The organism is Gardnerella sp. DNF01151, assembly GCF_049244235.1.
In the GTDB taxonomy this organism is placed as follows: domain Bacteria; phylum Actinomycetota; class Actinomycetes; order Actinomycetales; family Bifidobacteriaceae; genus Bifidobacterium; species Bifidobacterium swidsinskii.
In genome coordinates this window covers 380,071-406,329 of the sequence record NZ_CP058389.1, presented here as the reverse complement: position 1 = coordinate 406,329, position 26,259 = coordinate 380,071, and the positions used below count along the sequence as shown (strand labels likewise).

Genomic DNA, 26,259 nt, shown 5'->3' with positions numbered 1-26,259 from the left:
GTGCCTTATGATGGACATCGATATTATTTCCGTATTCCCAGAATATTTTCGCATGCTAGACCTAAGTTTGTTAGGCAAAGCGCAAAATAATGGTTTATTGCAAATTCGCGCATACAATTTACGCAAATGGACTCACGATGTGCATCAATCTGTTGATGACACGCCGGTTGGCGGTGGTGCTGGCATGGTTATGAAACCTGAGGTTTGGGCGGAATGCTTAGACGAGCTGCTTAGCTTGCCAAAATCTGAAGTAAAAAATACGTGCGATACGTGCGATAGTTGCGAAGAAGCAAAAATCGCGACTAATAAAATAGACTCAACTAAACCAATTCTTATATTCCCGAACCCTTCTGCCCCACTATTTACGCAAAAAGACGCAACAGAATTAAGCAACGCAAATCATTTAGTATTTGGATGCGGCAGATACGAAGGCTACGACGCTAGGATTCCAGAATATTACCGAGCGCAAGGAATTGACGTACGCGAGTATTCAATTGGCGATTACGTGCTAAATGGCGGAGAAGTTGCAGTAAGCGTTATGCTTGAGGCAATTACACGCTTAATCCCGGGGTTTATGGGAAATCCTGAGTCGATTGTTGAAGAGTCGTACACAGGCTCGGACGCACTTTTGGAACACCATCAATACACGCGTCCAACTACTTGGCGCGGTATAAGCGTTCCGGAAATACTCACTTCCGGAAATCACGCCAAAGTTGATCGTTTTCGTCGAGATGAAGCTATATCTCGTACAAGCGAAATTCGACCTGACTTGATTAAAAAATTGGACTGCCACAAGCTAGATAAATCGGATCGAAAAACGCTTATGTCGCTCGGATGGGAAGTTTCCGGCGAACATCCGCGCAAAAACTCGCGCTAGCAGCAAAAGCCGGAAATACTCCGACAACAGTATTGCTATGCTAGCGTTAATTACTTGTTGATTAGAGAACACTAACATTATTTCTGCCGCACGCACAACACAAAATCTCTCCACCATAACACCACCACCTGTTTAGTACGCTAACTTCAATGTACTAATATTCGTGTGGTAGAGATTTGAGATTTTTCGCACTGAGCGCGGCGAACGTCAGAGCCGCAGGCTGCTGATTCGCCAAGCGAAGAAGAAAAATCGAAAAATCTCTGCGATAAGGCACGGTTATTAACGATTAAACACGCAGAGTTTGGGGGATTTCTCTACGAGCACTAAAAGAGGACTGGGCGCATTGACTTGCCGGAGCGCTTAAAGCGTAGCGCGCGGAGGCACTTCAATGCGGAAACTCGCTTAAGTTGGAAGTCCAGTGGACTTCCAACGCGAGTTTCGCAAGCGAGCGTAATAAAACGCGAGCGTATCGTTAAAAAACGTTTAAGAATAAAGCGCCCGAAGGAACGCTCGCGCGGTCTAGGTGCGCTCGCTACTGAGCTTGCGTTGAAAGCACACCGTGCTTTCAACTTGAGCAAGCTCACGCTCCGAGTTGCTTTCGCGCGCGCAATGCTGTGTGAAAGCAGGTCGTCGCGCATGCGAGGAAAGAAATCCCCCGAAACTCGCGCCACATCCTGAGTACAAAAACAGATTGTAACGAAGCCGAATCAGATCAATCGCGCTTAGACTGAATAAACAACACAGAAGTTTCTCCGTAATTACGCGTATCAAACAGCTCCCAGCCCTCAGGCATAGTCGGCAAAACACTTCGCGCGCTACGCTCCAACACAATCAACGTATCCGCAGAAACGCTCGCAACTCCGCTCGCAATCATCGAAGCCAATAAACTTTCGCAATCCGCAGTTTCGTAAGCATAAGGCGGATCAATAAAAACCAAGTCAAACGCTTCCCCACTATAATCCGCAACGAACTGCTCCGCGCGCTTTCGAAGAACCCTCATAGAAAGCGCAGAATCCCAAGCCTTTGAACTCTGCAACGCTTTCGACGTACGAAGTATCAGCGCAGCCGCTTGCGAATTTGCTTCAACAGAAACAAGCTCACGCGCGCCACGAGATAGCGCCTCAACTCCTAACGCACCTGTGCCGGCGAATAAATCAAGAACGCGAGCATTGTGCATAACATCCCACGAATCGAGCCTAGAAAATATCGCTTCTTTCGTGCGATCTGTAGTAGGTCTTGTACACGACTGCGCTGAAGTAAGCGGCAAAGATTTAAAACGTCCAGCAATAATGTGCATTCTTCTAGCTTATCCTCCCCCTCCCGACAGTCATTGTTACTCAATGCGATTTTGTGATTATTTAGTATTGTCTATGAGTTTTAAACACATTTGTTGGAGAATTTACTGGCATTTGTTTTCGGTTTCGATACTCGCTTTACAGCTGTGTAAAGGAAGTGTCGCGCGCAGAAAGCAAAAAGCGGCAAAGCATAGGAAATCCTAGCTTTACCGCTTAATTTTATTCACTTAAGATTACGCAAACTCACGCGTCAATCTTACTTATTTACTTCTTCAGGATTCGGGATTAAGAAGGAGCAAGCAAACGCAAGCGCAAGTAACACAATGCCCGCAACCATCGAAGCCATGTATCCGCCTGTTGCACCATTAGTTCCTGCAACATTCGTCATCACAGCGTAAAGAATTGCAAAGCTTAAGCCAGCACCCAAGTTAAAAGCACCAGCGTTCATGCCTGGCAAGTATCCTGGATTATCCTTTGGAGAAAGCACAATACCAAGTCCGTTAAGCATAATGTTTGCAACACCTGCGTAGCTTACGCCCAAAGCCAGCGAAAGCGCAACCAAAGACCACACCGATGGATTATTAGCAACATACATACCAAACACAACGCCAATCACACTGACAATAATGCCAGCACGAAGTACCAAACGGTAACCAAACTTGGCAGCCAGCATACCAGCCACAGGCCCAAACAAGAAGCCAATAATTGCGTAAGGCGTCAACGTTGCAAAGCTCACCACGTCAGCACCCAAGCCAGCACCAAACTTAGCATCCTGAGCAAGCTGCGGCACTACACCATTCATCAAAGCAAAAACGCCAGTCATGGTAAGCAGCGTGCAAGAAAGCAAGCCCCACGTGCGACGCTGCTTCATGTAATGCGTCGAAACCAAAGGAGCAGCAATCTTTCCTTCAATTCTCCAGAAAATCGCGAAGAAGATTACAGCCACTACCACAAGGCCTGCAACCATAGTCAAGTTAGCATTTGCAAGCTTATCAATTTCATTAATAGCAAGATATGCTGCAAGGAACGCAATACCAAGCGTCACAACGCCCAACCAATCCATCTTTGAAGTTTCCTCCGCATAAGATTCTTCAGCAGCAACAATCACCATAATCACTGCCGCTACAGCAATACCTGCCATAGTCCAGAACACCGAACGGAAACCAAACTTTCCAGCAAGCCAACCGCCAAGCAACGCATCAACGCCAGCAATACCACCGTTTACAGATGTCAAAATTGCCATTAGCTTTGCGTAACGCTTTTCTTCAGTTACGCGCACGCGAAGCATAATCAAGCACATCGGCACTACAGGACCAGAAGCACCCTGCAAAATACGTCCAAGCATCAAAATATTCACATCTGGAGCAAGCGCAGACACTACGCAGCCCGCAATCGTTGAAATCAAAATGCCAATAAGCACCTTCTTACGACCGACTAAATCAGATAAGCGCGGCAAAAACAGTGAGAATAAAGCAGCAGCAGTAAAGAACACTGTTTGAGTTAAGCCGATTTGCGTATCGGTTGCGTGAAGCTCTTTTGTCATTGTTGCTAATGCTGGAGAAAGCATTGAAGCGTTGAGCTGGAAAGCAAAAATAGCAACGAGTAGCGCCGTCATTAACGCAACAATTGATCGCCCACCCTTGTCTAGCATGGAAGGCGTTGGAGATGAAACTTCAGTCATAATAGCCTCATATCAAATTTCGTATAAATTTTATTTTCGCGCAACTTTGCCGCTTTATTTTCTTTCGGTAAATTTGCAGTATTGTTGCGCAAAATATCGTGAATAATTCTAGTACAAATCAGCCGATACGCTTCAGCGCGTCAATAATCAAATCCCAGAATTTATCGAAATCAAGTTTGGTTGCAACTTGCGTATGGCATTCTTCTGCGGATGGTTCTGGTCCGCGCAAATCTGCAACGGTCATACCAACTGTTAATTCGCCCTTAATTTCAACGTCTACAGGGCAGCGACGAGTAGCCACCACACTGTGGTCAATCAAATAAGCAATCGTGCAAGGATCATGAACTGGCGGATCAATAAAGTCTTGATTATCCTTATACGCTTTACGGAAGAAGTCCATCAAACCGCTAGCAAACGCAGAAAGAGGCGTGCCAATAGCATTAATCTTTGCTTGCACTTCAGGAGTGCAAAGTGCCTGATGTGTCAAATCAAGACCGACCATAGTAATAGGCCAATCCTCATTAAACACAACATGCGCAGATTCTGGATCAACCTTAATATTAAACTCAGCAACCGCGCTCCAATTACCAACGTGATATCCGCCGCCCATGAGCACAACTTCCTTCACACGTCTTACGATTCGTGGCTCAAGGCGCACTGCCATAGCAATATTGGTGAGCGGACCAGTTGGTACAAGCGTAATCGTGCCAGGTTCGTTGCTCATAATCGTATCAATAATCCAATTTACAGCGTGGCCTTCGTCCAATGGTCGCGTTGGTTCTGGAAGCGTTACGCCGTCTAAGCCGCTTTCGCCGTGCACGGAAGCCGCAACTTCCAGAGGGCGGACCATTGGTCGGTCGCAGCCTGCGTGAACTGGAATGTGAGTTGCACGAGCCATTTCGAGAGTTGCACGCGCATTATACGTGACTTTTTCAAGGCTTTGGTTGCCGCCAACTGTAGTTACGCCGAGCAACTCAATATTTGGGTTACCAAGTGCCAACAGAATAGCCATGGCGTCATCATGGCCAGGATCGCAATCTAGGATGATTGAAGTCATCATTACTCCTTCGTAGATAACTAACTTCTTGTTAATAACTTACGTAAATAGTTTTCAGTTATTTTTGCTATTACGTTTGCTACTAACTGCTGTTAATTTATGCGTAAATTGCTCTATGATCCATGCTCGTACGCCACTACGCATTTCGCTGCACATACGCTCCATTGCATCATACAACACTAATTACCTAACATTTGTTTATATAACTAAACAAATGACTAATAACAAGTATAGCAGACCTACTATTGTATGCAAGAAAAATTTACAAGATTAATTCGTAAATTAAATAAAAGAAATAAAATCAGCGCAAAAAGCACTAATTAAATGCGCTCATGAATATTCGTCATGCGTTGAGAAATAAGTTCTGGATTAAACAACTCATGTACAGGCTGCATAGATTCAGTATTCAAAGCTGCAGCAGCAACCGCAAATCTGCCAGTTTTTGAAGAATCAAATTCGTTATATCGCGCGTAAATAAGCGCCGCAGTAGCAGCATCGCTAGAACCGTTGTCGTTGCCGACTGCTTCAACACCAACATTGCTATTTCCGCGAGTTAGCATCATTCTCTGGACGCGCTTAACTGGGACAGGATAGAACGACACTCCCTCATCTGCAACACCATAAGCAACTCCTGCGCGACCGGCATTTACAAATACACGTTTTACTCCACGCTTGAGAAGCACATTCGCACAGCGAATTGCAGAACGCTCGTCAACAGCATTAACGCCAGTTAAAGCCTGCGATTCAGCAGTATCTAAAATAAGGGTGTCAATACGAGACAATCTAGAAAGCACTCGAGGAGCTTTTGCATCCGTAATTGCACGAACAATAATAGGACGGCGATAACGGTCACATAGCCACTCAATTGACTTTTGCGGAATATTAGTATCCAACACCAAAATATCAGCATTTTCAATAATGAACATGCGCTCACGCAAAAAATCAGGAGTCATGTGGTCGTAAATACTCATATCGTCTAAAGCAAGCAAACGCTGACCAGAAGCGTCACCAACATACATGTACGAAGCAGTCATTGACTCAGGAAGTTGCTTCGCATAACCAATATCTAAGCCGTTTGCAGCAGCATCAATGCGGAAAAGCTCTCCGTTGTGATCGCCACCGTAGACAGAAACCATGCTTGTGCGAATATTAAGACGTTCCAACGCGACTGCAATATTCCTTCCAACACCGCCTAGCATATAGCGCACACGGGAAGCATTAGACGTGTAATCCATCAAATCTCCGCAAGCAATGCCAAGAACATCCATGCTAATTCCGCCAACAACAGTCACATAACTTGGAGGAGTAACAATATATCCCTTACCTCGTAAATATCCTTTGCGAATTAAATTGGAAATATGAGCAGCCACACCTGAACGAGTAATTCCTGCGAGATTTGCAAGTTCCTGTTGGCTAATCATCGGGTTTTGTTGAATCCAAGTCAAGATTTGTTGTTCGCGTTCGGTCATTGTCGCCTCATCTCTATTGTGATTACAAATGATGCCTACTATCTAGGATATTCACAATTCTCATAATATGCACGTAAATTTATGTAATTTTGTTGTTTTTTTATATTATATCCAACAAAAGTTGATATTAATTATCAATTAAAAATAGTTTCTTACCGTATTTTTTACTAAATTAAGTGCATAAATATGCAATAATTTTTTCTTTATACTTTTTTTATAGGATAATTTATTCATACAATATTGTAATCTTTATAAGATATTTTGCGCGCAAATTCAGAACTTTAGAATTTTAATTGCTTACGATTTGCGCACTTCCACCTCTCGTAAAATCAAGCACTGCACCTGCAAGATACGGCAACGAAACAAGATGAGTGTCTTTTTGCAAAGTCTCCAACGCATCTTCACGAGCCATAGCGATAATCTTTGCATCCTTAACAACTCGCAAAATCTTCAAACTCGAGCGACCACCCGACTGCTTATCGCCAAGAACATCGCCAACATTGCGCAATTCCAAATCTTTCTTAGCAATTACGGCACCATCTAGCGAATTTTCAACAACTTGCAAACGTTCTTGAGCAAGACTTCCATCCTCAGTTTGCGCAACCAAAAATGCCCAAGAATTCGTGCCACCACGCCCAACACGTCCACGCAACTGATGCAATTGCGCAAGACCAAAACGATCCGCGTCAAAAATCACAATGCAACTCGCTTGAGGCACATCAACACCGACCTCAATAACCGTTGTAGCTACAAGAACTTGCACATCTCCGCGCGCAAAACGTTCCATCGTTTCGCGTTTCGTAGCATCATCGTCGCGACCAGTAAGCTTAGCAAAAGTAACGCCTTTAAATTGCGGCAAAGCTGAAAGCCGCTTCAAAATGCCGTTAACTGTATGAAGTTTGCGCAAAGAATCTGCGTTATTTTCTTCAGATTGATTAGATTGCACAGATTGCGAAACATCTTCAAAACCTTCAGATTCATCGCTATCAAAATCCCTACCAAAATTACTAACAGAAGCACTACCAGAATCCCTACCAGAATCCTCATTAAAATCATCATCAATATGCGCGCAAACAACATACGCACGCTCACCTGCATCAATGCGAGCACGAATATGCGCAAACATTCTCGCCATAGTATTCGCATCCGATTCTTGCACAACAAAAGTGCGAATAGGTTTTCTACCTCCAGGCAGTTCAGTTAAATACGAAGCATCCAAATCACCGAACCACGTCATAGCAGCAGAGCGCGGAATAGGCGTTGCAGTCATTACTAAAAGATGCGGTGTAAAAGACTTTTCAGCACTATTATGCGAATCTACGCTCATTTTGCGCAACAAAACATCGCGCTGCTCAACACCAAAACGATGTTGCTCGTCAATAATTACCAAAGCTAAATTAGTCGGCTTAAAAGTCGACGAGAACGCTGCATGAGTTGCAACAATAAGCGAAGGCTCTCCACTTGCCACACTCGCTAGCGCACGTCTGCGATCCGCAAGTCTCATGCCTCCAGTTACGACGATTACAGGCACCTTTAGATTCGCGCGCGCAATCATTTGGCGCAAATTTTCGGCATGTTGAGACGCCAGAACTTGAGTAGGAGCCACAAGCACAGCCTGATAGCCTGATCCAACTGCCTCGAGCATTGCAGCGAGCGCAACAACTGTTTTTCCGGAACCAACTTCACCTTGAAGCAAGCGACGCATCGGATGGTGCTCACGCATGTCACGTACAATCTCATCAATTACATCTTTTTGACCTGCAGTAAGCTCAAACGGCAAACTTTCCACAAATTCATTTCTTATAAGAGAATTATTACAAGATTTTGCTTGATTATCTTTAGAATCTTCACGAGATCGCAATACAGCTACTTGGGAAATAAAAGCTTCTTCATAGCGCAACGAGTCAACAGCTTTATAAAATTCGTCAACTGATTGCGGATTATGAATTGAGTATATTGCTGACGCTCTAGTCATGAGGTTACGTTTTTTTAGCACTGATTCAGGCGTAATATCTGGGATTTGCAGGAATTCACTAGTGCAAGCTGCGGAATTTTTAGAAGCTGCGGAATCTTCAGAATCTTTAGAAAGTGCAGAAAGTATAGAAAGTATAGTTTCGTGAATATGCTCGCTGGAAATCCTAGAATTTGCATGATACACGGGCATAGGCGCGCTCATACGCGCCAAACCATCTTCCACACTTCTTACAGTATCGCGAGATTGATGCAAGCTATCACTTTCTTCTACAGCAGATACAGTAAGAATTTGAGGATGCGTAAATTGCAATTTACCATTAAAAGCGCTAGACGTACCGCCAACAACAACCATTTCACCAACATGCATCTTTGCGGAAAGCCACTGAGCGTATTGACGATTTTTAGAAAAATAAATAAGTTGAGCTACCGCTTGCATATCTTGCAAAACGTTAATTTCGATTCTAAAACCGCGACGAGCGTTCATAGGCACAACGTTAATTGACTGAACTTGCGCATAGAAAGCCACTTCTTCGCCAATTTTTATATCTTTTAAGTTCGCAATTCTCAATGGACTTGTGACTCTAAACGGGTAGTAAGTCAATGCGTCTTCGACTGTGACTATGCCCAAAGATTTTAATGCAGAAACGCGTCGCTTATTGCTGATTATTGTAGAAAGCGAAGTATGCATTTTGGCTGAGTTCGTGGGCGTATTTAGCATATTTCGATTATAAATCATCCGCAAAGCATTTGCTTAAGCGCGCTCCAAACGCGAAGAAAGTTGCGCACGTTTGGAGCGATATGGCGCGTTAAACCCTCCAAACACGAGGAAAGTTGCGCACATTTGGAGCGATACACCAGACCAAACCCTCCAAACGCGAGGAAACGCGAGCGCAACGAAAATACGCAAATACAAAAAAGCCCCGAGCAACACTCAGGGCCTTACAATTTAAACGCAATACAATGCGCGAATCACGCCTCAACGCGCTGAACCTTGCCAGCCTTAATGCATTTCACGCACACACGAAGGCGAACGTTCTCGCCATCAATGGTGGTGCGAACCGGCTGAAGGTTCGGGCGGAAGGTGCGCTTATTGCGGATATGCGAATGTGAAACAGTGAAACCAGTCTGAGGTCCCTTGCCACATACTGCGCAACGAGCTGCCATAATTGGACTCCTATTTTCTTTGACTTGCAAGTCTTGCGTCATTCAAACACACGAACTACTTACGCAAATTACTTACGCACATTGCATAAACAAATAAGCACGCTTGAACGCACAACTACACAAGTATATCACTTACCAAGACAATCCGCGCGCACGAACTCAGTCTTTTCTTGTAAATCCTTGACTGTCTTGCATCCAAGAAGAGCCATAATCACCCTAATTTGCTTCTTCCAGTTATCAATTTGCAAAGAAAGCGCATCCTCACCTTCATGCATAAGCGTATGCAAAAACTCGCCAGCGACACCAACTGCAGAAGCACCCAAAGCCAACGCGCGCACAACATCCAAAGGCGTGCGAACTCCTCCACTTGCGAAAACTTCCATATTTTTTAACGAATCACACTTGCGTATGTCAACCAGCGACTCAACAGTAGTAAGACCCCAATCAGCCAAATAATCACAGTCGCCTAAGTTCCTGCGAGCATTTTCTATCGTTACAAAATTAGTTCCGCCACGACCAGAAACATCTACAGTGCGCACTCCAACATCTTTAAGACGCTGAACATCTTTAGCAGAAATTCCGCATCCAGTTTCCTTCACAATCACAGGCACCTTTAAAGCTTCACACGCACTGACAATAGACTCAATATTGCACAACCAATTTCGAAAATCGCGATCGCCTTCTTGCATAACCAACTCTTGTGCAGCATTTAAATGCACTTGTAACGCATTCGCATGAATCATGTTTACAGCACGCAATGCATCAGACGCACTAGTTCCAGCGCTAACATTTGCCATCACAAATCCATGTGGATTTTCGCTTCTTATGACACTGAAAGTGCTGAGTAAAGTTTCGTCTCGAAGAGCAGCACTCAAAGATCCACTCGCCATAGCAACAGAATTTTTTGCAGCAACTCTAGCAAGACTTGCATTCACTTTTTTAGCAGCATCACTTCCGCCGGTCATTGCGTTAATATATATCGGCGAGCACCAATGCACAGAATCGCATACTTCGCTTCCTAGCACGTTCACGCTAGCGTCAATTTCTTCAAGCGCAACTTGCGGCAAAGCATTCGGCACAAAACGCACTTTGTCAAAATCTGAATCTGCACGAGTTTTATACTGCTTGTCCGCAAGCGCAATATGCGCGTCTTTGCGGTTTTGTATTGTGCAAGATTGAGCAGATTGTGCATTAGGTTCGCGACTCTTAACAAACGCGTCTAATACAATATTTTCAGAAGGCTTACCAGTTCCAAAAATTTCCGTAACATCAATATTCAATGGCTTTATTCCATTGGCTTCCCAAGTAGATTTCATAGTTTCAATTACATTATTGTCATAAATTGTCGACAGCGCAATTGCACAATCTCCCCCGCCTGCGCCGCTAGTTTTTGCAGGAATACCGGCACAAGTCGCAATTTCAATAAATTTTGTAAGTTCATGTGTTTCGATAACAGTTCCAGTAAGAGCACTTAATTTTTGTAACAACGCACGATTTTGAGCAAAACCGCTAGAAATTTCGCTTATTTCAAACTTTTCAATTGCGCGCGCAAGTTTTTGCACGCAAATCTCACTTTGTTTGCAAAAATCTTCGTAAGTAAAAAGTTGATTTTTATTGTCAAAAGCACTAGTTTTGACGCTACTTTCCGTACTACCTTCAGCACTAGTTTTAACGCTACTTTCTACGCTACTTACTAGCTTTGCGCTAGACGCAGGAGAACCAGTCCACCCGACTAAAAGTTTTAGCGACTTATCTACATTTAAACGCTTAACTTCCAGTCGTGGCCACTTTTTGTGCAACAACTCATCGAAATCAGAGCATCCGGATTTTACTAACGCAAGCTCAGCTTCAAGCCACTCGCGGTTATACGCGCGATACATAATCCAACCGCCATAAGAACTGGCAGCAACATCTCCACCACTTCCGGATTTTTTAACACTCGACGACGCAATCAATGCTAGCTTGCAAATTTCTGGAGTCGAAAGATTCAAATCATACCATTTGCACAACGCGCGAATAACCGCAACAGTTACTGCAGCAGAAGATCCAAGACCGTATTTTCTACCAGTTTTTGCATCATCAAGTTCGCTAGAAATATGCACATTGTAACTTTTGCGGTTAATATTTGGCGCACATTTCTCACTAGCATAAGCGTCGACTACGCACATTGCAGCGAGCACATAAGCATATTTTCCGTCGTTTTGTATTTCAATACTTCCGTCGGATGTACGCGCCCAAAGAAGCGGTTCATATTTTTCACCATCTGAGGTAATTACACCACAATAATTTCTGTTGCTAGGCGCATTTTTCTGCAAATTTTCGCGTAACTCTTCGTTTAAGGTTTCATCACTTATGCTAACTGTTACATAACGATTAACAGCAGCAACAATTGCAGCACAGCCGTCAACAACAGCATACTCGCCAGCAATATAAAGCTTTCCTGGGGCACTAGAGCGCACTTGAGTCATATTATCCGCCTATTTTAAACTCGTACTCACCGTCACAGCGTCACCTGGCAGCGCAATCGCAAATTTCGGCTCGCAATATTCTGTATTACAAAAAACGCTAGAATTACGTAAACCATCCTCAACTCGCGAGCGCAACTGACACATCGCACGATAAGCATCATCTCCAGAAGTAAGCACCTTCACATTTGGACCAGCATCCATCGTAGACCACACCAGCCAACCATCTTTTCGCATATTTTTAACCGCTTCAAGCACAATATGCGTGCTGCTAGTTAAATAATTCACCGACGGAACAGCATTATGCATAGTTTCGTGCATTCCAAAAGCATTGCGTTCAACAACCTCACCCAATTGCTCAATATCTGCTCGCTTAATTGCGTTTTTAGCAATTTCAAGATCGTCTTTCGACTGCTCAACCCATTGCATATACGTTGGCGAAGTTTCAACCGTTCTGCGCATCGCTTCTCGGCTAGAAATCGGCTTTTTGCTATCGTCCAAAGTAACAACAATCATAGCAAGGTTTAAATTTTTAAGCGCAACTTGTGCGTTTTCAATAGGCTCTGCGTAAGATGTTTCGTCGTCGCAACCTGCATGCCAAATTGAAAGTCCTCCAAAAATCGAACGACAAGCTGAACCAGAACCACATCTTGCAAGTCTAGAAAGTTCTCGTGGAGTTAGGTTTAATCCAGCAGCGTACGAGGCAGCAGACGCAAGAGCTGCAAAACCAGACGCGCTCGATGCAAGACCGGCAGCAGTTGGCACAATATTATGCGAAATAACGCTTGCTTTCGTTGAAATTCCTGCAATTTCACGCACCAAATCGAGCATAGCGACTACGCGACGAAAAGGTTTTGCAGACGGCGAAATCTTTTCATTATCTAAAGTAAAAGTATCTTGTTCAAGATTATTCGCAAAACTTACGCTTGTAGTTGTAAACAAATCCGAAAGGGTGAGCGAAAGCGAGGAAGTATAAGGCAAAATCAGCTTTTCATCGCGCTTACCCCAATACTTAATCAGCGCAATATTCGCGTTTGCTTTAGCAAAAGCTGAGTTGGGTGAAAGACTAGCGTCAAACGTTATTTTTGGCTGAATTTCAACATTTTGCATACTGTTCCTTTTGCGGCAGATACGTAATTCTCGTTTGTTAATGTGCTAGTCAATGTTTTAGCAAAACAGTGCGCACAAGCTTCTTTTCTTTAAATAACTGTAAAGTTTATGCTACATTTCAAGTAAAAATAAGATTCAATTTATTGCAGAATCACCTATATTCACAATCCAAGTATCGCAAGCTCCTGCATTTTTAAAAGCTTCACTCACTCGCTTAGCAGCATCCTCACTATCAGCCAGCGCAATGACACATCCTCCACCACCTCCGCCAGTAAGTTTTGCACCCAACGCGCCATGTTTGCAAGCAGCATCTACCAAAGTGTCAAGTTTCGCAGTACTTACGCCCAAATCCGCCAAAATACGGTGTGCGAAAGTCATTTGCTTACCCATATTTTCAATACGACCAAACGCCAAATCATCTTCTGCAACAGCCGCAATCTCCCCCAATTTATTGAGCTGCGCTCCAACTTCAACAGGATTCGATTCTAAACGAGAACGCAAAGCTTCAACTGTTTCGCGAGTCATTCCTTTGCATCCAGAATCCGCCAAAACAAGCCACGCACGCATGTTAATTTCCATGCGATCAAAACAGCCACGACTAAAACGCACAGGCCAGGAAGCAGCGGTTGCAGTGGCATCCAAGCCTGAAGAACGTCCGTGAGCCACGCACTCAGCAGTCTGCGTCAACTTAAAAATCTCATCATCGCTAGCTGAAACGCCATAATAGTCAAGAATCGCACGAATTATAGCACCAGCAGCAGCCGCAGACGAGCCAAGACCTCGTTCTGCTGGAAAATCAGACTCGGTAAAAATGTGCAAATTCTCACCGCTCCACCCTGCAAACTCCAGCGACGCGCGAATTGCTGTTCGTATGCTATTAAAGCGCGTAGGAATTTCGGAAAGTTTGCCAGTAAAGTCAAGGCACGAAAGAGTTATATGTGAATCGAGATTCGTCGTAGATGCTAAAGATTCGCGTGATGCAGATGCTAAAGATTCACACGAAGCAGAAGATAAAGATTTACACGATACAGGTACTAAAGATTCATTGCAATTAGTTACTACAGCGCGCATACGCAAGTTTTTAAGCGGCAAAGCTATTGCAGAATGACCATAAACCACGGAATGTTCGCCAAAAAGAATAACCTTCGCGCAAGTTTCGCCGTATCCTTTGTGATTGCTGTATTTTATTGCGTTTTCGAGATTCGTAATTGCGGAAGGTGTAATTGCGGAATTTTTACAAGCATACTCTTCGTCATTGCGAATAGCAGATATGCTGGCATCTTGCGCTTTTGCGTTCATACTAAACTCGTCGGCCAGTTCATATTTGCTTTCCAGCACAGTTTGCATCTCCTTGATAATTTCGTAATTTTCCAACTGTTCTAATTTAGTCGAGTAAAACTTAAAAAACTACGTTACGCACGTGACACTTACAACACATTCACATTTTCAAAATATTGCAGCATAAAAAAACTCTGCGCAGCATCGCAATGAGAAAACTCAATACAACGCAAACGCAGAGCTAATGCTTAAGTTCAATCCACATGTATTACAAGCAGAAAACCACTAAAAGCAAGAATCTGCTCGCTGCAACATGTTTTGTAAAATTCACAAAGCTACTTACTCAGCCACAACCTTAACAGTGAAGGAAGCGGTGATTTCCGGATGCAACGTTACTGTTGCTGGGAACTCACCAGTGGTCTTAATAGTAGCAACCTTAATTGCGCGAGCCTCAACTTGAGCCTTGGAAGCCAAAGCGGCAGCAATCTTCTCAGCAGAAATGCCACCGAAAAGCTTGCCGGATTCGGAAACCTTAGCAGAAAGCTCCACAACGGTGCCTTCAATCTGAGCCTTAGCTGCAACTGCCTCTTCACGAGTGGCAACAGCCTTGGCAAGACGAGCGCGACGCATTGCTTCAATCTGGGAAGCAGCACCCTTGTTCCATGCAAAAGCAAGACCCTGAGGAATCAGGTAGTTGCGAGCATAGCCAGCCTTAACTTCAACAACGTCACCAGAGTGACCGAGGTTGGCAACAGTCTTGGTAAGAATAACCTTGGTTTCAGCCATATTCCTATCCTCTCAATCAGCGACCGGTAGTGGCGTAAGGAAGCAAAGCCATTTCGCGAGCATTCTTCACTGCCTTCGCGATCTTGCGCTGTTCCTGCACGGTTACGCCGGTGATACGACGGGAACGAATCTTGCCGCGGTCAGAAACGAACTTGCGCAGCAAAGCAACGTCTTTATAATCAATTTCAGTAATCTTGGCAGCCTTCAAAGGATTTGGCTTCTTCTTGAAAGGCTTGACCGGTGGTTGCGGCCTTTTGCGTGACATAAGATGTCCTCTCTCAAATCCGTTATGCTTTTTGCATAACATGTAACTGATGATGTATTTATAAGGATTAAGTAAGCGCGTAAATAAGTGCATAAATAAACAAATAAATACGCTATCTATAGCTCAACTAAAACGCTAGAACTCAGGTTCTTCAGAATCGCCGCCAAAATCAGAATTAGCACCGAAAGTTGAAAAACTATCGTTTGTTGGCGCAGCAGCACTCCACGGATCAGCCGCTGAAGAACTTGCAGCATGCTGAGAAGCAGCCTGGCTAGCAGCATAATTTGCTCCGCCAGCATAACCTACGCCAGCAGCATTTGATACGCGCGAGCCACCAGCAAAACCTGTTGAAGAGCTTTGGCGGTTAACTTGCGCAGTTGCATAACGCAAAGATGGACCAATTTCGTCAACCGTAAGTTCAACAACTGTGCGATTCGAGCCGTCTTGCGCTTGATACGAACGCTGCGACAACCTGCCCTGAGCAATCACGCGCGTGCCTTTAGAAAGGCTGTTTGCACAATGTTCTGCCAAGTCTCTCCACGCTGAGCAACGCATAAATAACGCAGGCCCATCCTCGAACTGATTCGTATTACGATTAAACGTTCTAGGTGTGGATGCAATGGTAAAGCTCGCAACAGAAGCACCGTTGGAAAGTGCCCTTAATTCAGGATCCGAAGTGAGATTTCCCACGACGGTAATAATCGTTTCACCTGCCATATCGTGCCTTTTCTTTCTCGCTTTACTCGTAATCACATATCAGTGATTACTGGCAATTTTGTGCGCAACTTATGCGCGGTTGTTTACGTATTTATTTAGCTTAACTAGTTTTTATTTAATTCACTAGAGCTTACTTAGTTTTGCTAGTTTTTACTTAGCGTCCTTGCGAAGAATCTTCGTGCGGATTACAGATTCATTAAGGTTCAAAACACGGTCAAGTTCGTCACTTACAGATGGCTCGGCAGTGTAGTTCACCACAACGTAGTTACCTTCGGTTTTGCCTTCAATTTCGTAGGCAAACTTGCGGCGACCCCAGTAATCGGTGCCGTCAACGGAACCGCCCTCGTTGGTGACAAGCTCAAGATACTGCTCGGTCAACTTCTTAAGACCGTGCTCATCCAGCTCAGGATTTGCAATGAACATCAGTTCATACTTATGTGCAGACATCACCCACCTCCTTCGGACTATCGGCTGTGGACCTTCCACAGCAGGAGTGTGTTTGCAAAATATGCGCGATATGTTTGATGATAAGCACCAAAACCGCACACAACTTTGCTATTTTACAGCACGCTCATGACGACGAGAGTTACGCGCTTAAACGATGGTGTCAGGCGGCAGAAACTTTACAGCAGCGTAAAGAAAAAGCCGCGAAACCAGCAAATAACGACAGAAACTTTACAGTTGCGTAAAAAGAGGACGAAGACGTGAACACGAGCGTGCAGAGCACAAAATTGTCATAAAAAAACTTAGTCTAGCGCACCTTTCAGCACACTAGACTAAGTAATTCACAGAAAAACCGACTCAACGATCAACCAATAAGCTAAAGCCCAAATGATTCATCACTGAATCAGATTTCAGCTTAGTGACGGATCTTGCGAAGAGCAGCACCCATGCCAGCAAGCACAGAAGCAGCAACAGCAGCCAAAGCTACAGCAGCACCGGTCTTAGCCAATGGAGCAGCCTTCTTAGCTTCAGACTTCTTATCAGACTTCTTGTCGTTAGCCTTGTCATCAACCTTCTGACCATGACGCTTGAGGTAGTCAGCGACAGCCTTGCACTCGAGAGAATCCTTACCGTAAAGCTTCACACACTTCGCGTAATCCATGTCCTTATTGCCAAATGGAGAATGCTCATACTTATCATTCTCGTCTTCAGCCTTAGCCTTAGCTTCCTTATCAGCCTTCTCCTTAGCCAAACGAGCATCAAGCTCTCCAGCGTCTTCAGTCTTATAGAATGACTTATTATAAGTAGGTTCAGCAGGAGCTGCAGGAGCTGCAGGAGCAGCAGGAGCTGCAGGAGCAGCAGGAGCTGCAGGAGCTGCAGGAGCTGCAGGAGCAGCAGGAGCCTCAGCCATTGCTGGGACAGCAAAAGCGAAACCAGAGAGGAGGGTGGCGCCAGCAGCGAATGCGGCGATAGCCTTCTTATTCAACATAATATTTTCCTTTCTTCTTCTCCTTCGCACTAGGGTATGCGAAGAAAAATTTGCCATTTGCGGTTTCCCGCTCGTACCAGTGAACTAGGGATTCAACCGGTAACTGAGTTAAAACTTACCGCAAGCTCTCAGAAAACTCAACACTAAAATTCAGGTTTCTCAGCATCAAAAATACAAAAAATCTTGATAAATATTCGTTATATTCATTAAAAAGCAGAAATATTTACGGCATTTTTCTGTATTTTTTGATAAAAATTACACGACACGCCATATACTGGATTTTTTTAACATTTTTTCAGCTTTCTTTAAGGTTTGAGTTTTGTGATTTCTCTAACAGCCTTATAAAACAACAAAAAACGCAATATTTAACCATCGGCACGCTTTATTTAAACATAGCAAAATTTGTTTAAACATCGGCACACTTGAAACCAAACCAAACAGCAAGAACAAAATGCCCGAGTAAATAACTCACTCGGGCATTAAAATCATCAGCGCGCAAAATCAAACTTTGCAAAAATACTTGCAAAATACTAATCAAGCAAATCGTCAGAATCTTCAGAATTCGCTAAATCGTCACCATTAGATGCATCAAGAACATCTCGCTCGTCAATAACAGGTGCCAAAACCAAATCCTTTACAAGCTCACGCGTGCGAAGCTGAGAATCAGCATCCAAACCATCGTCGGTAATAACAGTATCAACCTGATCAAAACGAGCAAATAGCGAAAGCGACGTACAACTCCATTTAGTATGATCCGTCAAAATAATCGTGCGATCCGCAATATCCATTAACGCCATATCAGTAGCAGCTTCCAAAGAATTTGGCATAAGGAATCCGCGAGGAAGAGACACAGAATGCGTGCCAAGAAAAACGGTATTCACACGAAGAGAAGCAACAACTTTATCTGCAATAGGCCCAACAAGCGAATTGGAACGCGTAATCACGCCGCCGGTAACAATAACCTCGACATCCTTCGACTCTAAAGCTTGCACAAGCTCCGCAACAGGAATCGAATTAGTCAAAATCGTAATGCCAGAAGCCCTGCGAGACTCGAGCAAATGCTGCGCAAACACATAAGCAGTGGTACCGCCGCCAATAGCAATCACATCCCCAGGAGAAACATAGTCCACAGCCAAACGCGCAATCGCATCCTTCAAACCAATGTCCATTTGCGACTTTACAGAAAACAGCGGCTCCGAAAGCAGAGTATTAGTCGTTACAGCACCGCCGTGAACGCGCTTTAAAAGCCCACGATCCGAAAGCTCTGCGATATCCCTGCGAACCGTCATAGCAGAAACGTTCAGTTCTTTAGAAAGCGCAGTAATGCGAACAGCACCGCGCGTACGGAGACGACTTAAAATCAAATGTTGACGCTGTGAAGAAATCATACGAACATTATCGCACACGTAAACGCAAAAAACAAACGTAATTGAGCGTTTCAGGGCATTAAAACGAAAAGAACGCACATTTTGTTGTCAAGTAAAGCAGGTTTTGTGAAAAATCGCACAAAAACGAACGCGTACTAAGGAAGAAAACGCACAAAATACACTAAGGAATGGCGTATATAACAATAATGCCCTACTATATAAATATGTATTACGTTTCTGAACACTCATTGCACAATGTCGTCAATAAAACAACGACAGACCTTTTTACATTCTCATACAAACACATTATTAAACCGCATTTCGTTTTTAACATTCCTCCAGACGAAGCGCATGATCGCATGATTAATTTTTGCAAATTTAGCGAGCGCACTCCTGGGTTAATGTGGCTTCTTCGCGAAATGCTTAACTACACAGACCCGGTGCTAGAAACTAACGTTATGGGTGTGAATTTTGCAAACCCGTTTGGCTTAAGTGCAGGACTAGATAAAAATTGCCAAATGGCAACCGTGCTAGACAACGCCGGCTTTGGATTTGAAACAGTTGGCTCTACCACAAGCCGACCATGCGAAGGAAATCAAAAACCTTGGTATCATCGCCTTCCAGAATATGACTCTATTCTTGTACACGCAGGACTAGCAAACGATGGCAGCGAAGCCGTTGTTGCACGAGCCGAGAAAGCTTGGACGCACGCAACATCTATGAATATGTCTATTTCTATTGCGCGCACAAACGACGACTTAGTTGGCGACTTGGAAGAAGGAATTGAAGACTACCATATTTCTATGGAACGTGCAGCCGGAAAAAGCTCAATAATTGAAGTAAATATTTCATGCCCGAACACGCGTGTGGGTGAACCATTTAGTCAGCCGGAAGCACTTGACAAATTATTCACTGATCTTGACACTATTAAGCGACCTCAGCCAACGTTAGTTAAGATGCCGCTTAATTTACACGGCGGTTGGGAACAGTTCAAATCTCTGCTTGACGTACTTGCCGAACATAAAGTTGACGGAGTAAGTATTGCAAACTTGCAAAAGAATCGCGCAGGACTTGATGTTCCGGAAGATTGGCAAGGAGCACTTTCTGGAGGTCCTACCTACAGCGCAAGCAACGATCTTATTCGACGCACGCGCAAAGCTTTTGGTGAACGTTTTGCTATTGCAGGCATTGGCGGAGTATTTACGCCAAAGCAAGCATATGAGAAGATTCGCTCAGGCGCTGACTTGGTTATGTTTATTACGTCACTTATGTACAGAGGACCGCAACAAATTACGACGCTGAAACGCGGACTTGCGGATCTTTTGAAACGCGACGGCTTTGAGCATGTTGCAGACGCAGTTGGTGCGGATTTGAACTAGCACAGTGCGTATTTGCGCTAAAAATGACCCTTACTTTGCTCACAATCAAGTAGCATAAGTAAGGGTTTATTTGTATAAGGAACAGCACAAAACAACTTAGTATTTAGTAAGTTAACTAGCAATTACGAGTTAACAAATACCATTTAGTAATTATCAGTTTCTGAATCACCATAGTCGTCGCGGCGAGCAGTGCCGTACTGATCTTGCGTGTTCTTTTGCGTCTTAGCTTCTTCCTGCTGTTCTTGTGCTGCCTGCTTTCTGGCGTCTTCATCTCGCTTCTGCTGATCAGTTTTAACAGTATTTTTAGGCGTGCCGGGCAGAGTTCCACCGGCAGTATACTTTGGATCAGGCTTGCCATAATCGTTGTCAACAGGAATGTTAGCAGCTTTCAAATAGTCGTTCATAAACTGTTTCCACGCTGGGGTTGCAATATACATACCGTACCAAGCTGCCATTGTGCGACCGTTAATAGTCATGCCATTAAAGCTTTTCTGTGATTCAGCGTTACCAACTGCCACAAACGAAGCAACTTGATACGGCACAAAACCAGCTGTAGTCATGTAGTACTGCTCGTTAGTACCAGTTTTTGCGAAAGTCTTGCGACCGCCATCAAGTTGTGTAGTTGAAGCCTCGCCACCAGGTTGCACAACACCCTGATTCAGCGCATAAGCAGCAGTTTGAGCGATTCCCTTTGGAATTGCTTGATGGCAATGCGCACTAGGAACTTTCAAACGCTTACCGTTTTTGTCAACAACTCGCTTAATAGCAATAGGATCACATGCCACGCCATCAGCACCAATAGTTGCATACACATTCGCCACAGTTAAAGGCGAAGCTTGCACAGAACCAATCGTCATAGGCGGATTAAGCGAGTTAGCAGAATACACGCTTTCCTGACCAAGAGGCGAATTGTGGTAGCCAAGTATGCGAGCAGCATCCGCGATTGAACACAGCTTAATTTGCTGAGCCATAGAAGCCTGAGTGGTGTTATGCGAGCGCACAAGACCTTGCAAAGGAGTTTCCGGATTAGTTGTGCCACCACCAGAGTTTTGAACTGACCAACTACCAACTCCGCGGAATTTGCTGCAATTAAAATCAGCATTATTATAAAGCATAGAAGTGCGAAGAGGCTGATTAATTGACTTTCCAGCAAGCATCCACGCAACCATATTAATTGGCTTCCAAGTAGAACCAATTTGCCAACCGAGACCGCCACCATCTCGTTCATCGACAGCGTAGTTCAAAGCCGTATGCGTAGGATCTGATTTTGCAGCATCCGTAGCATCATAAATACGATTGCTACCAAACGCCAAAACTTCACCAGTTCCAGGCTTAATTGCCGCAATTGAAACCTCAAAACCGCTCTTATCGTTCACAGGAATCGTATCCCTAGCAGCTTTCATAGCAGCCTTACTAGCACGCAAATCCATAGTTGTGTAAATATCAAGACCACCCTCAGTAAGCAACTTTTCGCGCATGGCAGCAGTTTTACCAAACTCGCGAGAGTGCAAAATTTTCTTCGTCACATAATCGCAGAAGAATGCTGCGTCGCCTGCAGCTTGACATCCAATTTTAGAAACTTCCCTCTGTATGTTAAGAGTGCTTTTAAGAGGAATAGCAACAGCGGAATCATGCTCGCTCTTAGTAATAAAACCTTGACGAAGCATTAAATCAAGTACAATATTGCGCTGCTTTTGCGCTTCAGGCTGATTTGCTTCAATAGAAGGATCATAATGCGAAGGATTCTTTGTAATTGCAGCAATAGTTGCCGATTGCACAAGATTAAGTTTTGCAGCGCTCGTATTGAAGTAGCGATGAGCTGCAGTTTCTACGCCGTAAATATTATTGCTACCGAACTGCGCAATATTTAAATATCCCTGCAAAATCTCAAGTTTAGAGTATTTTTTCTCCATTTGAATTGCAATAAGCATTTCGCGTAATTTACGAGCAATAGTGCCTTCAGAAGCGTGATACTCAGCTAAAGAATCGTTATTTTCGCGAGCTTTAATCATAAGCACATTTTTTACATATTGCTGAGTTAAGGAAGAGCCACCTTGCATATCTCCCTTTTTAACGAATGTTTGCACGAATGCGCGAATAACACCTTGCATATCTACGCCGGAATGCTCAAAGAATCGACGGTCTTCACGAGCAACCATTGCTCGCTGCATATATTGCGATATGCGTCGAAGCGGCACTACAGTGCGATTTTGAGCATAAAAAGTTGCAATAATAGTTTTGCCATCAGAAGCGTAAAGTCGCGATTTTTGCGGCAACGCGGTAACATCAAAATCGATGCCGTCAACGCGAAGTGAAGGCACTACTGTTTTCACTACACTATTCACGCTCATTACGCCAGGAACAAACATAATACTTGCTGCAATACCTCCTGCAACACACAAAGTGATGTAGGTAAGGAACAGTGCTAACACACGGCGAACAGTCAGTGAATTCTTTTTCGGCATGCGTACTATTTTAAAGGTTTGCCTCTACTTGAAAACTGACATCATAAACATTCGCATTTTAACGTTCAGCTCGACGAATAAGCATGCCAGGCTTGTAGATAATAATTGACCTGCCTTGGCGCATAATCCAACCCCTGTTTGCAAAATCCATAAGCGCTTTGTTAACTGTTTCGCGTGACGAGCCAACAAGTTGCGCAAGCTCTTCTTGCGTTAAATCATGCGGAACAAGCAAGCCATCGCTCATAGGCTCACCAAATCTTGAAGCTAAATTCAGCAAAGTCTTTGCTAAACGAGCAGGAACATCCATAAAAACTAAATCGGAAATTCGCTCATTATTTGCTCGCATGCGCGCTGCAAGCACTTGAAGCATATCTACTGCAACACTAGGGTGATTGTTTAACCAATGGAATAACACGTCATTTTCTAGCCATAAAACTCTAGTATTGTTGGTAATAGATATTGCTGAAGCTGTACGAGGACCGCCGCTAGGGTCAAAAACGGGAATTTCGCCTAGAATTTCGCCAGGAGTGTGAATACTTAACAATTGCACACGATTGTCGTTTGAATGACGAACTAATTTTACTCTTCCACGCTCAAGCAAGTACATTCGATGGTCAGTATCGCCTTCATTAAAAATTGCAGAACCTTTTTTAAATGTTGATTCTTGTAAATACTGCATCAATTCTTTTACTTGATCAGCTGGAACTTGCTTAAACAATGCGGTATGTTGCAGTGAAAATTCATCGCTGTCAACGTTGAGTGTTGCCATTGCTGCTCTACCCCTTCATTAAGCAATAAGTAGATATCTCCATTGAACTACCTGTATGTAAATGAGCACAAACGCAAACGAAAAACGCAAGCGAAAAACGCACATCACTTGACCCATGATATCACGAAAGGCGTGGAAACGACATTTACTTTACAACGCAGTAAAGTTTCTGCCGCTTCCAACTAACTGTTTATACCCATAACATGCAGGCACCATGCGTTTTCATAAGCTAACTCCTGCCATTGCCTGTACCTGCCAGAAGTGCCACCGTGACCACCGTCAGTTTCAATACGAGCAATTGCGTCAACTCCAGAAGCTTGCAATTTAGCGAGCCATTTTAAAGGTTCCGTAACAAGCACGCGCGTGTCGTGAATAGAGGACGTGATTAAGATTTTCGGAAAATCAGCTAACTTTTTGCGACCATCTTCCGTTTTTACGCAAGGCACATTTTCGTAAGGAGTATACGATTTCATATAAGCATAAGCTTCAGGATCATCGAGCGGATTGCCCCACTCATCCCACTCTGTTACAGTAAGCGGCAAAGAAGAGTCGAGCATAGACGTAAGGGCATCTACAAAAGGCACGTCTGCTTCAATTCCTGCATAACATTCCGGAGCCATATTTGCTATAGCACCCATAAGCAAGCCTCCTGCTGAACCACCGTTTGCAACAGTATGGCAAGCGGAAGCAAAACCAGCATTTTGCAAAGCACGCGTGGCATCAACAAAATCTTCAAAAGTATGCTTTTTATTAACGCGCCTACCCTGTTCATACCACGCACGACCCATTTCGCCGCCACCTCGCACATGCACTTGCGCATATAACACGCCGCGATCCAGCAAACTCAAGCGACCGACAGAAAAAGTAGGGTCTGAACTAACTTCATACGCTCCATAACCAGTAATAAACATTGAGTCAGTTTGAGAAATTTTATCCGGACGCCACACAAGAGACACTGGCACACGCTCACCATCTCGAGCAGTAATCCAAACGCGCTTTTCAGCATAATTGCGCTCATTAAATTCACCTAAAATTTTACCTTGCTTGAGCAACACATCTTCGCCTGTTAAAGGATCCAACTCGCGAAGTTGACCTAAAGTCGCATAACTACCAAAAGCGTAACGCATACGCGGAGCTTCGTACGAAGGATTTCCAGTCATAGAAATACTCAATAGGCGATTATTGTTGATTTCTTCTTGTGAAATATTTGCGAGCGCAGCACGTGGTTCGGCTTGCGCTTGATCCGCAAGTTGAGAAGAAAGTTGATCCGTAAATTGATTCGCAAGCTGGGAAGAAAGCGGTCGCACTTCGCAAAAACGCCACGGTTTTGCTTGCAAAAAATCTTCAACAGCGCGCTTCTTGCTCATTACAGCCAAATGCGGCAAACCTTGAGAACGATAAGCTAGTGCCACATAATTTTTGTACATTGACAATCCGCTTATGCTCAATCCAACTGCATTTTGCAATATTTCAGGATTTTGAGGCGAATTATAAGGCTTTGTAATAGGCTCACTTCCAGCACCTTGTTGCCAAGCATCTCCCTGCTCGCAACCATAAGGAGAACCCGACGCAACACATACTCCATCCGAAAGCTTATACGTTATATGCTCATCAAACTTGCCGGAATTTCCTCTCATATCAATAATGTCAATTTCAAAATTAGGATTTTTAGCGTTATGGCACACAATCGCAATTGGAATATCTTCACCATTTTCGCCAGCATTCTCAAAGCAAGCGAAAGAAATATCGTATTCCACCCCCTCAACCGGCTCAATAACCATGCTGAATTCGCCTTCAGGATTGCTCAAAGGAAGCATAAGCACGCGCGACGTAGTCTTTGAACTACTACTGATCATCATGTATCGTTCGTCAAAACTTTCATACACGTCAACAAAAAATCGCTCGTCAGTTTCTTCAAAAACTTTTACATCATTAGAAACGCTAGTGCCAACCTTATGCCTCCAAACTTGATAAGGACGCCAAGCATCATCAAGCTTTACATAAAACACCCATTTTCCATCTGGAGAAAGTGAAGCAGAAGCAAGATTTTCCCACGATTCTTCTAACTGCAACCAAGAACATGTTTTTGTAGAAAAGTCACGAATAAAATAGTTAAAGCGTTCATCGCCTTGAGTGTCGACACCGTACAGCATTCTCAAACCATCGGTGCTCAAATCCATTCCACCGACTCTAAAGAACTTGCCACCAGAGTGCTCAGACTCAAAGTTTGCATCAAATAAAATCTCTTCACCATCAGTTGTGCCAGGTTTTGCAGAATTGTCGATAATTGGCGGATTCCAATCGTCACTATTTTTGACTTTCATACGGCATTGCACAGCGTATTGTTTGCCTTTTTCAGTACGCACGTAATACCAATAATTATTCATGCGCACAGGAACAGACATGTCTGTTTCTTGAACTCTTGAACGCAACTCGTCAAACAATGTAGAACGCAAGTTTTCTAAGTGCTTTACACGCTGTTCAGTATAAGCGTTTTGACTATTGACGTATTCCATAAGCTTAGGATTATTGCGATCTTTCATCCAAGCATATTCGTCTATATAAGTGTCGCCATGGAATTCACGTGCCGACGGTATGCGTTCTGCTGCTTTTGGCTTTGCGAAATCTTGATTACTCATAGCTACACCTCTTTTAATTTTCATTAAGTATTTTCTTCAGCTTTTATATATTAGTAACGAAATATTTTCT

20 protein-coding genes are annotated in these 26,259 nt (G+C 43.9%); 2 read left to right on the top strand and 18 right to left on the bottom strand.

Going from position 1 to position 26,259, the window contains the following annotated elements; translation table 11 throughout:
* Positions 1-10 precede the first annotated feature (10 nt).
* Positions 11-877 (top strand): tRNA (guanosine(37)-N1)-methyltransferase TrmD, encoded by an 867-nt coding sequence (gene trmD / locus HXT37_RS01810; RefSeq protein WP_199172883.1) that lies wholly within the window; start codon positions 11-13, stop codon positions 875-877.
* Positions 878-1,589: 712 nt separating this feature from the next.
* Here trmD and rsmD read toward each other — a convergent pair.
* From rsmD to HXT37_RS01735, 15 genes are all read right to left on the bottom strand, one after another.
* Positions 1,590-2,174 carry a 16S rRNA (guanine(966)-N(2))-methyltransferase RsmD gene (gene rsmD / locus HXT37_RS01805; protein ID WP_004110249.1) on the bottom strand — a complete coding sequence of 195 codons (585 nt, stop codon included), beginning with the start codon at positions 2,172-2,174 and terminating at the stop codon, positions 1,590-1,592.
* Between the two features lie 254 nt (positions 2,175-2,428).
* On the bottom strand, positions 2,429-3,853 hold the full coding sequence (locus HXT37_RS01800; protein ID WP_004110247.1) for an MFS transporter: 1,425 nt from the start codon (positions 3,851-3,853) through the stop codon (positions 2,429-2,431).
* Between the two features lie 118 nt (positions 3,854-3,971).
* Positions 3,972-4,910 carry a nucleoside hydrolase gene (locus HXT37_RS01795; protein ID WP_033888576.1) on the bottom strand — a complete coding sequence of 313 codons (939 nt, stop codon included), beginning with the start codon at positions 4,908-4,910 and terminating at the stop codon, positions 3,972-3,974.
* Between the two features lie 320 nt (positions 4,911-5,230).
* Positions 5,231-6,379, bottom strand: a complete 1,149-nt coding sequence (locus HXT37_RS01790) for a PfkB family carbohydrate kinase (RefSeq protein WP_421779639.1) — start codon at positions 6,377-6,379, stop codon at positions 5,231-5,233.
* Positions 6,380-6,668: 289 nt separating this feature from the next.
* Positions 6,669-9,089 carry an ATP-dependent DNA helicase RecG gene (locus tag HXT37_RS01785; protein ID WP_421779637.1) on the bottom strand — a complete coding sequence of 807 codons (2,421 nt, stop codon included), beginning with the start codon at positions 9,087-9,089 and terminating at the stop codon, positions 6,669-6,671.
* Positions 9,090-9,322: 233 nt separating this feature from the next.
* Complete coding sequence (gene rpmB / locus HXT37_RS01780; RefSeq protein WP_012913853.1) at positions 9,323-9,517, bottom strand: 50S ribosomal protein L28; 195 nt, start codon at positions 9,515-9,517, stop codon at positions 9,323-9,325.
* Between the two features lie 128 nt (positions 9,518-9,645).
* A complete protein-coding gene (gene fni, locus HXT37_RS01775; protein WP_102703365.1) occupies positions 9,646-11,985 on the bottom strand; it encodes a type 2 isopentenyl-diphosphate Delta-isomerase in 2,340 nt (779 codons plus the stop codon).
* A 9-nt stretch (positions 11,986-11,994) separates the two neighbouring features.
* Positions 11,995-13,092, bottom strand: coding sequence for a diphosphomevalonate decarboxylase (gene mvaD / locus HXT37_RS01770; RefSeq protein WP_103013808.1), 1,098 nt, complete (start codon positions 13,090-13,092; stop codon positions 11,995-11,997).
* A 135-nt stretch (positions 13,093-13,227) separates the two neighbouring features.
* Positions 13,228-14,430 carry a mevalonate kinase gene (gene mvk / locus HXT37_RS01765; protein WP_064621448.1) on the bottom strand — a complete coding sequence of 401 codons (1,203 nt, stop codon included), beginning with the start codon at positions 14,428-14,430 and terminating at the stop codon, positions 13,228-13,230.
* Positions 14,431-14,709: 279 nt separating this feature from the next.
* On the bottom strand, positions 14,710-15,156 hold the full coding sequence (gene rplI, locus HXT37_RS01760; protein WP_004110231.1) for a 50S ribosomal protein L9: 447 nt from the start codon (positions 15,154-15,156) through the stop codon (positions 14,710-14,712).
* A 16-nt stretch (positions 15,157-15,172) separates the two neighbouring features.
* Positions 15,173-15,421 carry a 30S ribosomal protein S18 gene (gene rpsR / locus HXT37_RS01755; protein ID WP_004105399.1) on the bottom strand — a complete coding sequence of 83 codons (249 nt, stop codon included), beginning with the start codon at positions 15,419-15,421 and terminating at the stop codon, positions 15,173-15,175.
* A 135-nt stretch (positions 15,422-15,556) separates the two neighbouring features.
* Positions 15,557-16,138, bottom strand: a complete 582-nt coding sequence (locus tag HXT37_RS01750; RefSeq protein WP_103013807.1) for a single-stranded DNA-binding protein — start codon at positions 16,136-16,138, stop codon at positions 15,557-15,559.
* Between the two features lie 150 nt (positions 16,139-16,288).
* Positions 16,289-16,585 carry a 30S ribosomal protein S6 gene (rpsF, locus tag HXT37_RS01745; RefSeq protein ID WP_004574062.1) on the bottom strand — a complete coding sequence of 99 codons (297 nt, stop codon included), beginning with the start codon at positions 16,583-16,585 and terminating at the stop codon, positions 16,289-16,291.
* Between the two features lie 412 nt (positions 16,586-16,997).
* Positions 16,998-17,570, bottom strand: coding sequence for a peptidase (locus HXT37_RS01740; protein WP_421779633.1), 573 nt, complete (start codon positions 17,568-17,570; stop codon positions 16,998-17,000).
* A 530-nt stretch (positions 17,571-18,100) separates the two neighbouring features.
* Entirely contained in the window at positions 18,101-18,958 is an 858-nt protein-coding gene (locus tag HXT37_RS01735) for a DeoR/GlpR family DNA-binding transcription regulator (RefSeq protein ID WP_064621441.1), read from the bottom strand.
* 203 nt (positions 18,959-19,161) lie between these two features.
* Here HXT37_RS01735 and HXT37_RS01730 point away from each other — a divergent pair, with 203 nt between their 5' ends.
* Positions 19,162-20,316, top strand: a complete 1,155-nt coding sequence (locus HXT37_RS01730; protein ID WP_103013805.1) for a quinone-dependent dihydroorotate dehydrogenase — start codon at positions 19,162-19,164, stop codon at positions 20,314-20,316.
* 143 nt (positions 20,317-20,459) lie between these two features.
* Here HXT37_RS01730 and HXT37_RS01725 read toward each other — a convergent pair whose 3' ends face one another.
* From HXT37_RS01725 to HXT37_RS01715, 3 genes are all read right to left on the bottom strand, one after another.
* Positions 20,460-22,781 carry a transglycosylase domain-containing protein gene (locus HXT37_RS01725; RefSeq protein ID WP_421779631.1) on the bottom strand — a complete coding sequence of 774 codons (2,322 nt, stop codon included), beginning with the start codon at positions 22,779-22,781 and terminating at the stop codon, positions 20,460-20,462.
* A 58-nt stretch (positions 22,782-22,839) separates the two neighbouring features.
* Positions 22,840-23,550, bottom strand: a complete 711-nt coding sequence (locus tag HXT37_RS01720; RefSeq protein ID WP_004110206.1) for a Crp/Fnr family transcriptional regulator — start codon at positions 23,548-23,550, stop codon at positions 22,840-22,842.
* Positions 23,551-23,732: 182 nt separating this feature from the next.
* Positions 23,733-26,213 (bottom strand): S9 family peptidase, encoded by a 2,481-nt coding sequence (locus HXT37_RS01715; protein WP_102703359.1) that lies wholly within the window; start codon positions 26,211-26,213, stop codon positions 23,733-23,735.
* Between the last annotated feature and the right edge of the window lie 46 nt (positions 26,214-26,259).

Excerpts from the sequence above, each read along its gene's own strand:
- trmD (WP_199172883.1), top strand. The coding sequence starts at position 11 with ATGGACATCGATATTATTTCCGTATTCCCAGAATATTTTCGCATGCTA.
- rsmD (WP_004110249.1), bottom strand. The coding sequence starts at position 2,174 with ATGCACATTATTGCTGGACGTTTTAAATCTTTGCCGCTTACTTCAGCG.
- HXT37_RS01800 (WP_004110247.1), bottom strand. The coding sequence starts at position 3,853 with ATGACTGAAGTTTCATCTCCAACGCCTTCCATGCTAGACAAGGGTGGG.
- HXT37_RS01795 (WP_033888576.1), bottom strand. The coding sequence starts at position 4,910 with ATGACTTCAATCATCCTAGATTGCGATCCTGGCCATGATGACGCCATG.
- HXT37_RS01790 (WP_421779639.1), bottom strand. The coding sequence starts at position 6,379 with ATGACCGAACGCGAACAACAAATCTTGACTTGGATTCAACAAAACCCG.
- HXT37_RS01785 (WP_421779637.1), bottom strand. The coding sequence starts at position 9,089 with ATGATTTATAATCGAAATATGCTAAATACGCCCACGAACTCAGCCAAA.
- rpmB (WP_012913853.1), bottom strand. The coding sequence starts at position 9,517 with ATGGCAGCTCGTTGCGCAGTATGTGGCAAGGGACCTCAGACTGGTTTC.
- fni (WP_102703365.1), bottom strand. The coding sequence starts at position 11,985 with ATGACTCAAGTGCGCTCTAGTGCCCCAGGAAAGCTTTATATTGCTGGC.
- mvaD (WP_103013808.1), bottom strand. The coding sequence starts at position 13,092 with ATGCAAAATGTTGAAATTCAGCCAAAAATAACGTTTGACGCTAGTCTT.
- rplI (WP_004110231.1), bottom strand. The coding sequence starts at position 15,156 with ATGGCTGAAACCAAGGTTATTCTTACCAAGACTGTTGCCAACCTCGGT.
- rpsR (WP_004105399.1), bottom strand. The coding sequence starts at position 15,421 with ATGTCACGCAAAAGGCCGCAACCACCGGTCAAGCCTTTCAAGAAGAAG.
- HXT37_RS01750 (WP_103013807.1), bottom strand. The coding sequence starts at position 16,138 with ATGGCAGGTGAAACGATTATTACCGTCGTGGGAAATCTCACTTCGGAT.
- rpsF (WP_004574062.1), bottom strand. The coding sequence starts at position 16,585 with ATGTCTGCACATAAGTATGAACTGATGTTCATTGCAAATCCTGAGCTG.
- HXT37_RS01740 (WP_421779633.1), bottom strand. The coding sequence starts at position 17,570 with ATGTTGAATAAGAAGGCTATCGCCGCATTCGCTGCTGGCGCCACCCTC.
- HXT37_RS01735 (WP_064621441.1), bottom strand. The coding sequence starts at position 18,958 with ATGATTTCTTCACAGCGTCAACATTTGATTTTAAGTCGTCTCCGTACG.
- HXT37_RS01730 (WP_103013805.1), top strand. The coding sequence starts at position 19,162 with ATGTATTACGTTTCTGAACACTCATTGCACAATGTCGTCAATAAAACA.
- HXT37_RS01725 (WP_421779631.1), bottom strand. The coding sequence starts at position 22,781 with ATGCCGAAAAAGAATTCACTGACTGTTCGCCGTGTGTTAGCACTGTTC.
- HXT37_RS01720 (WP_004110206.1), bottom strand. The coding sequence starts at position 23,550 with ATGGCAACACTCAACGTTGACAGCGATGAATTTTCACTGCAACATACC.
- HXT37_RS01715 (WP_102703359.1), bottom strand. The coding sequence starts at position 26,213 with ATGAAAATTAAAAGAGGTGTAGCTATGAGTAATCAAGATTTCGCAAAG.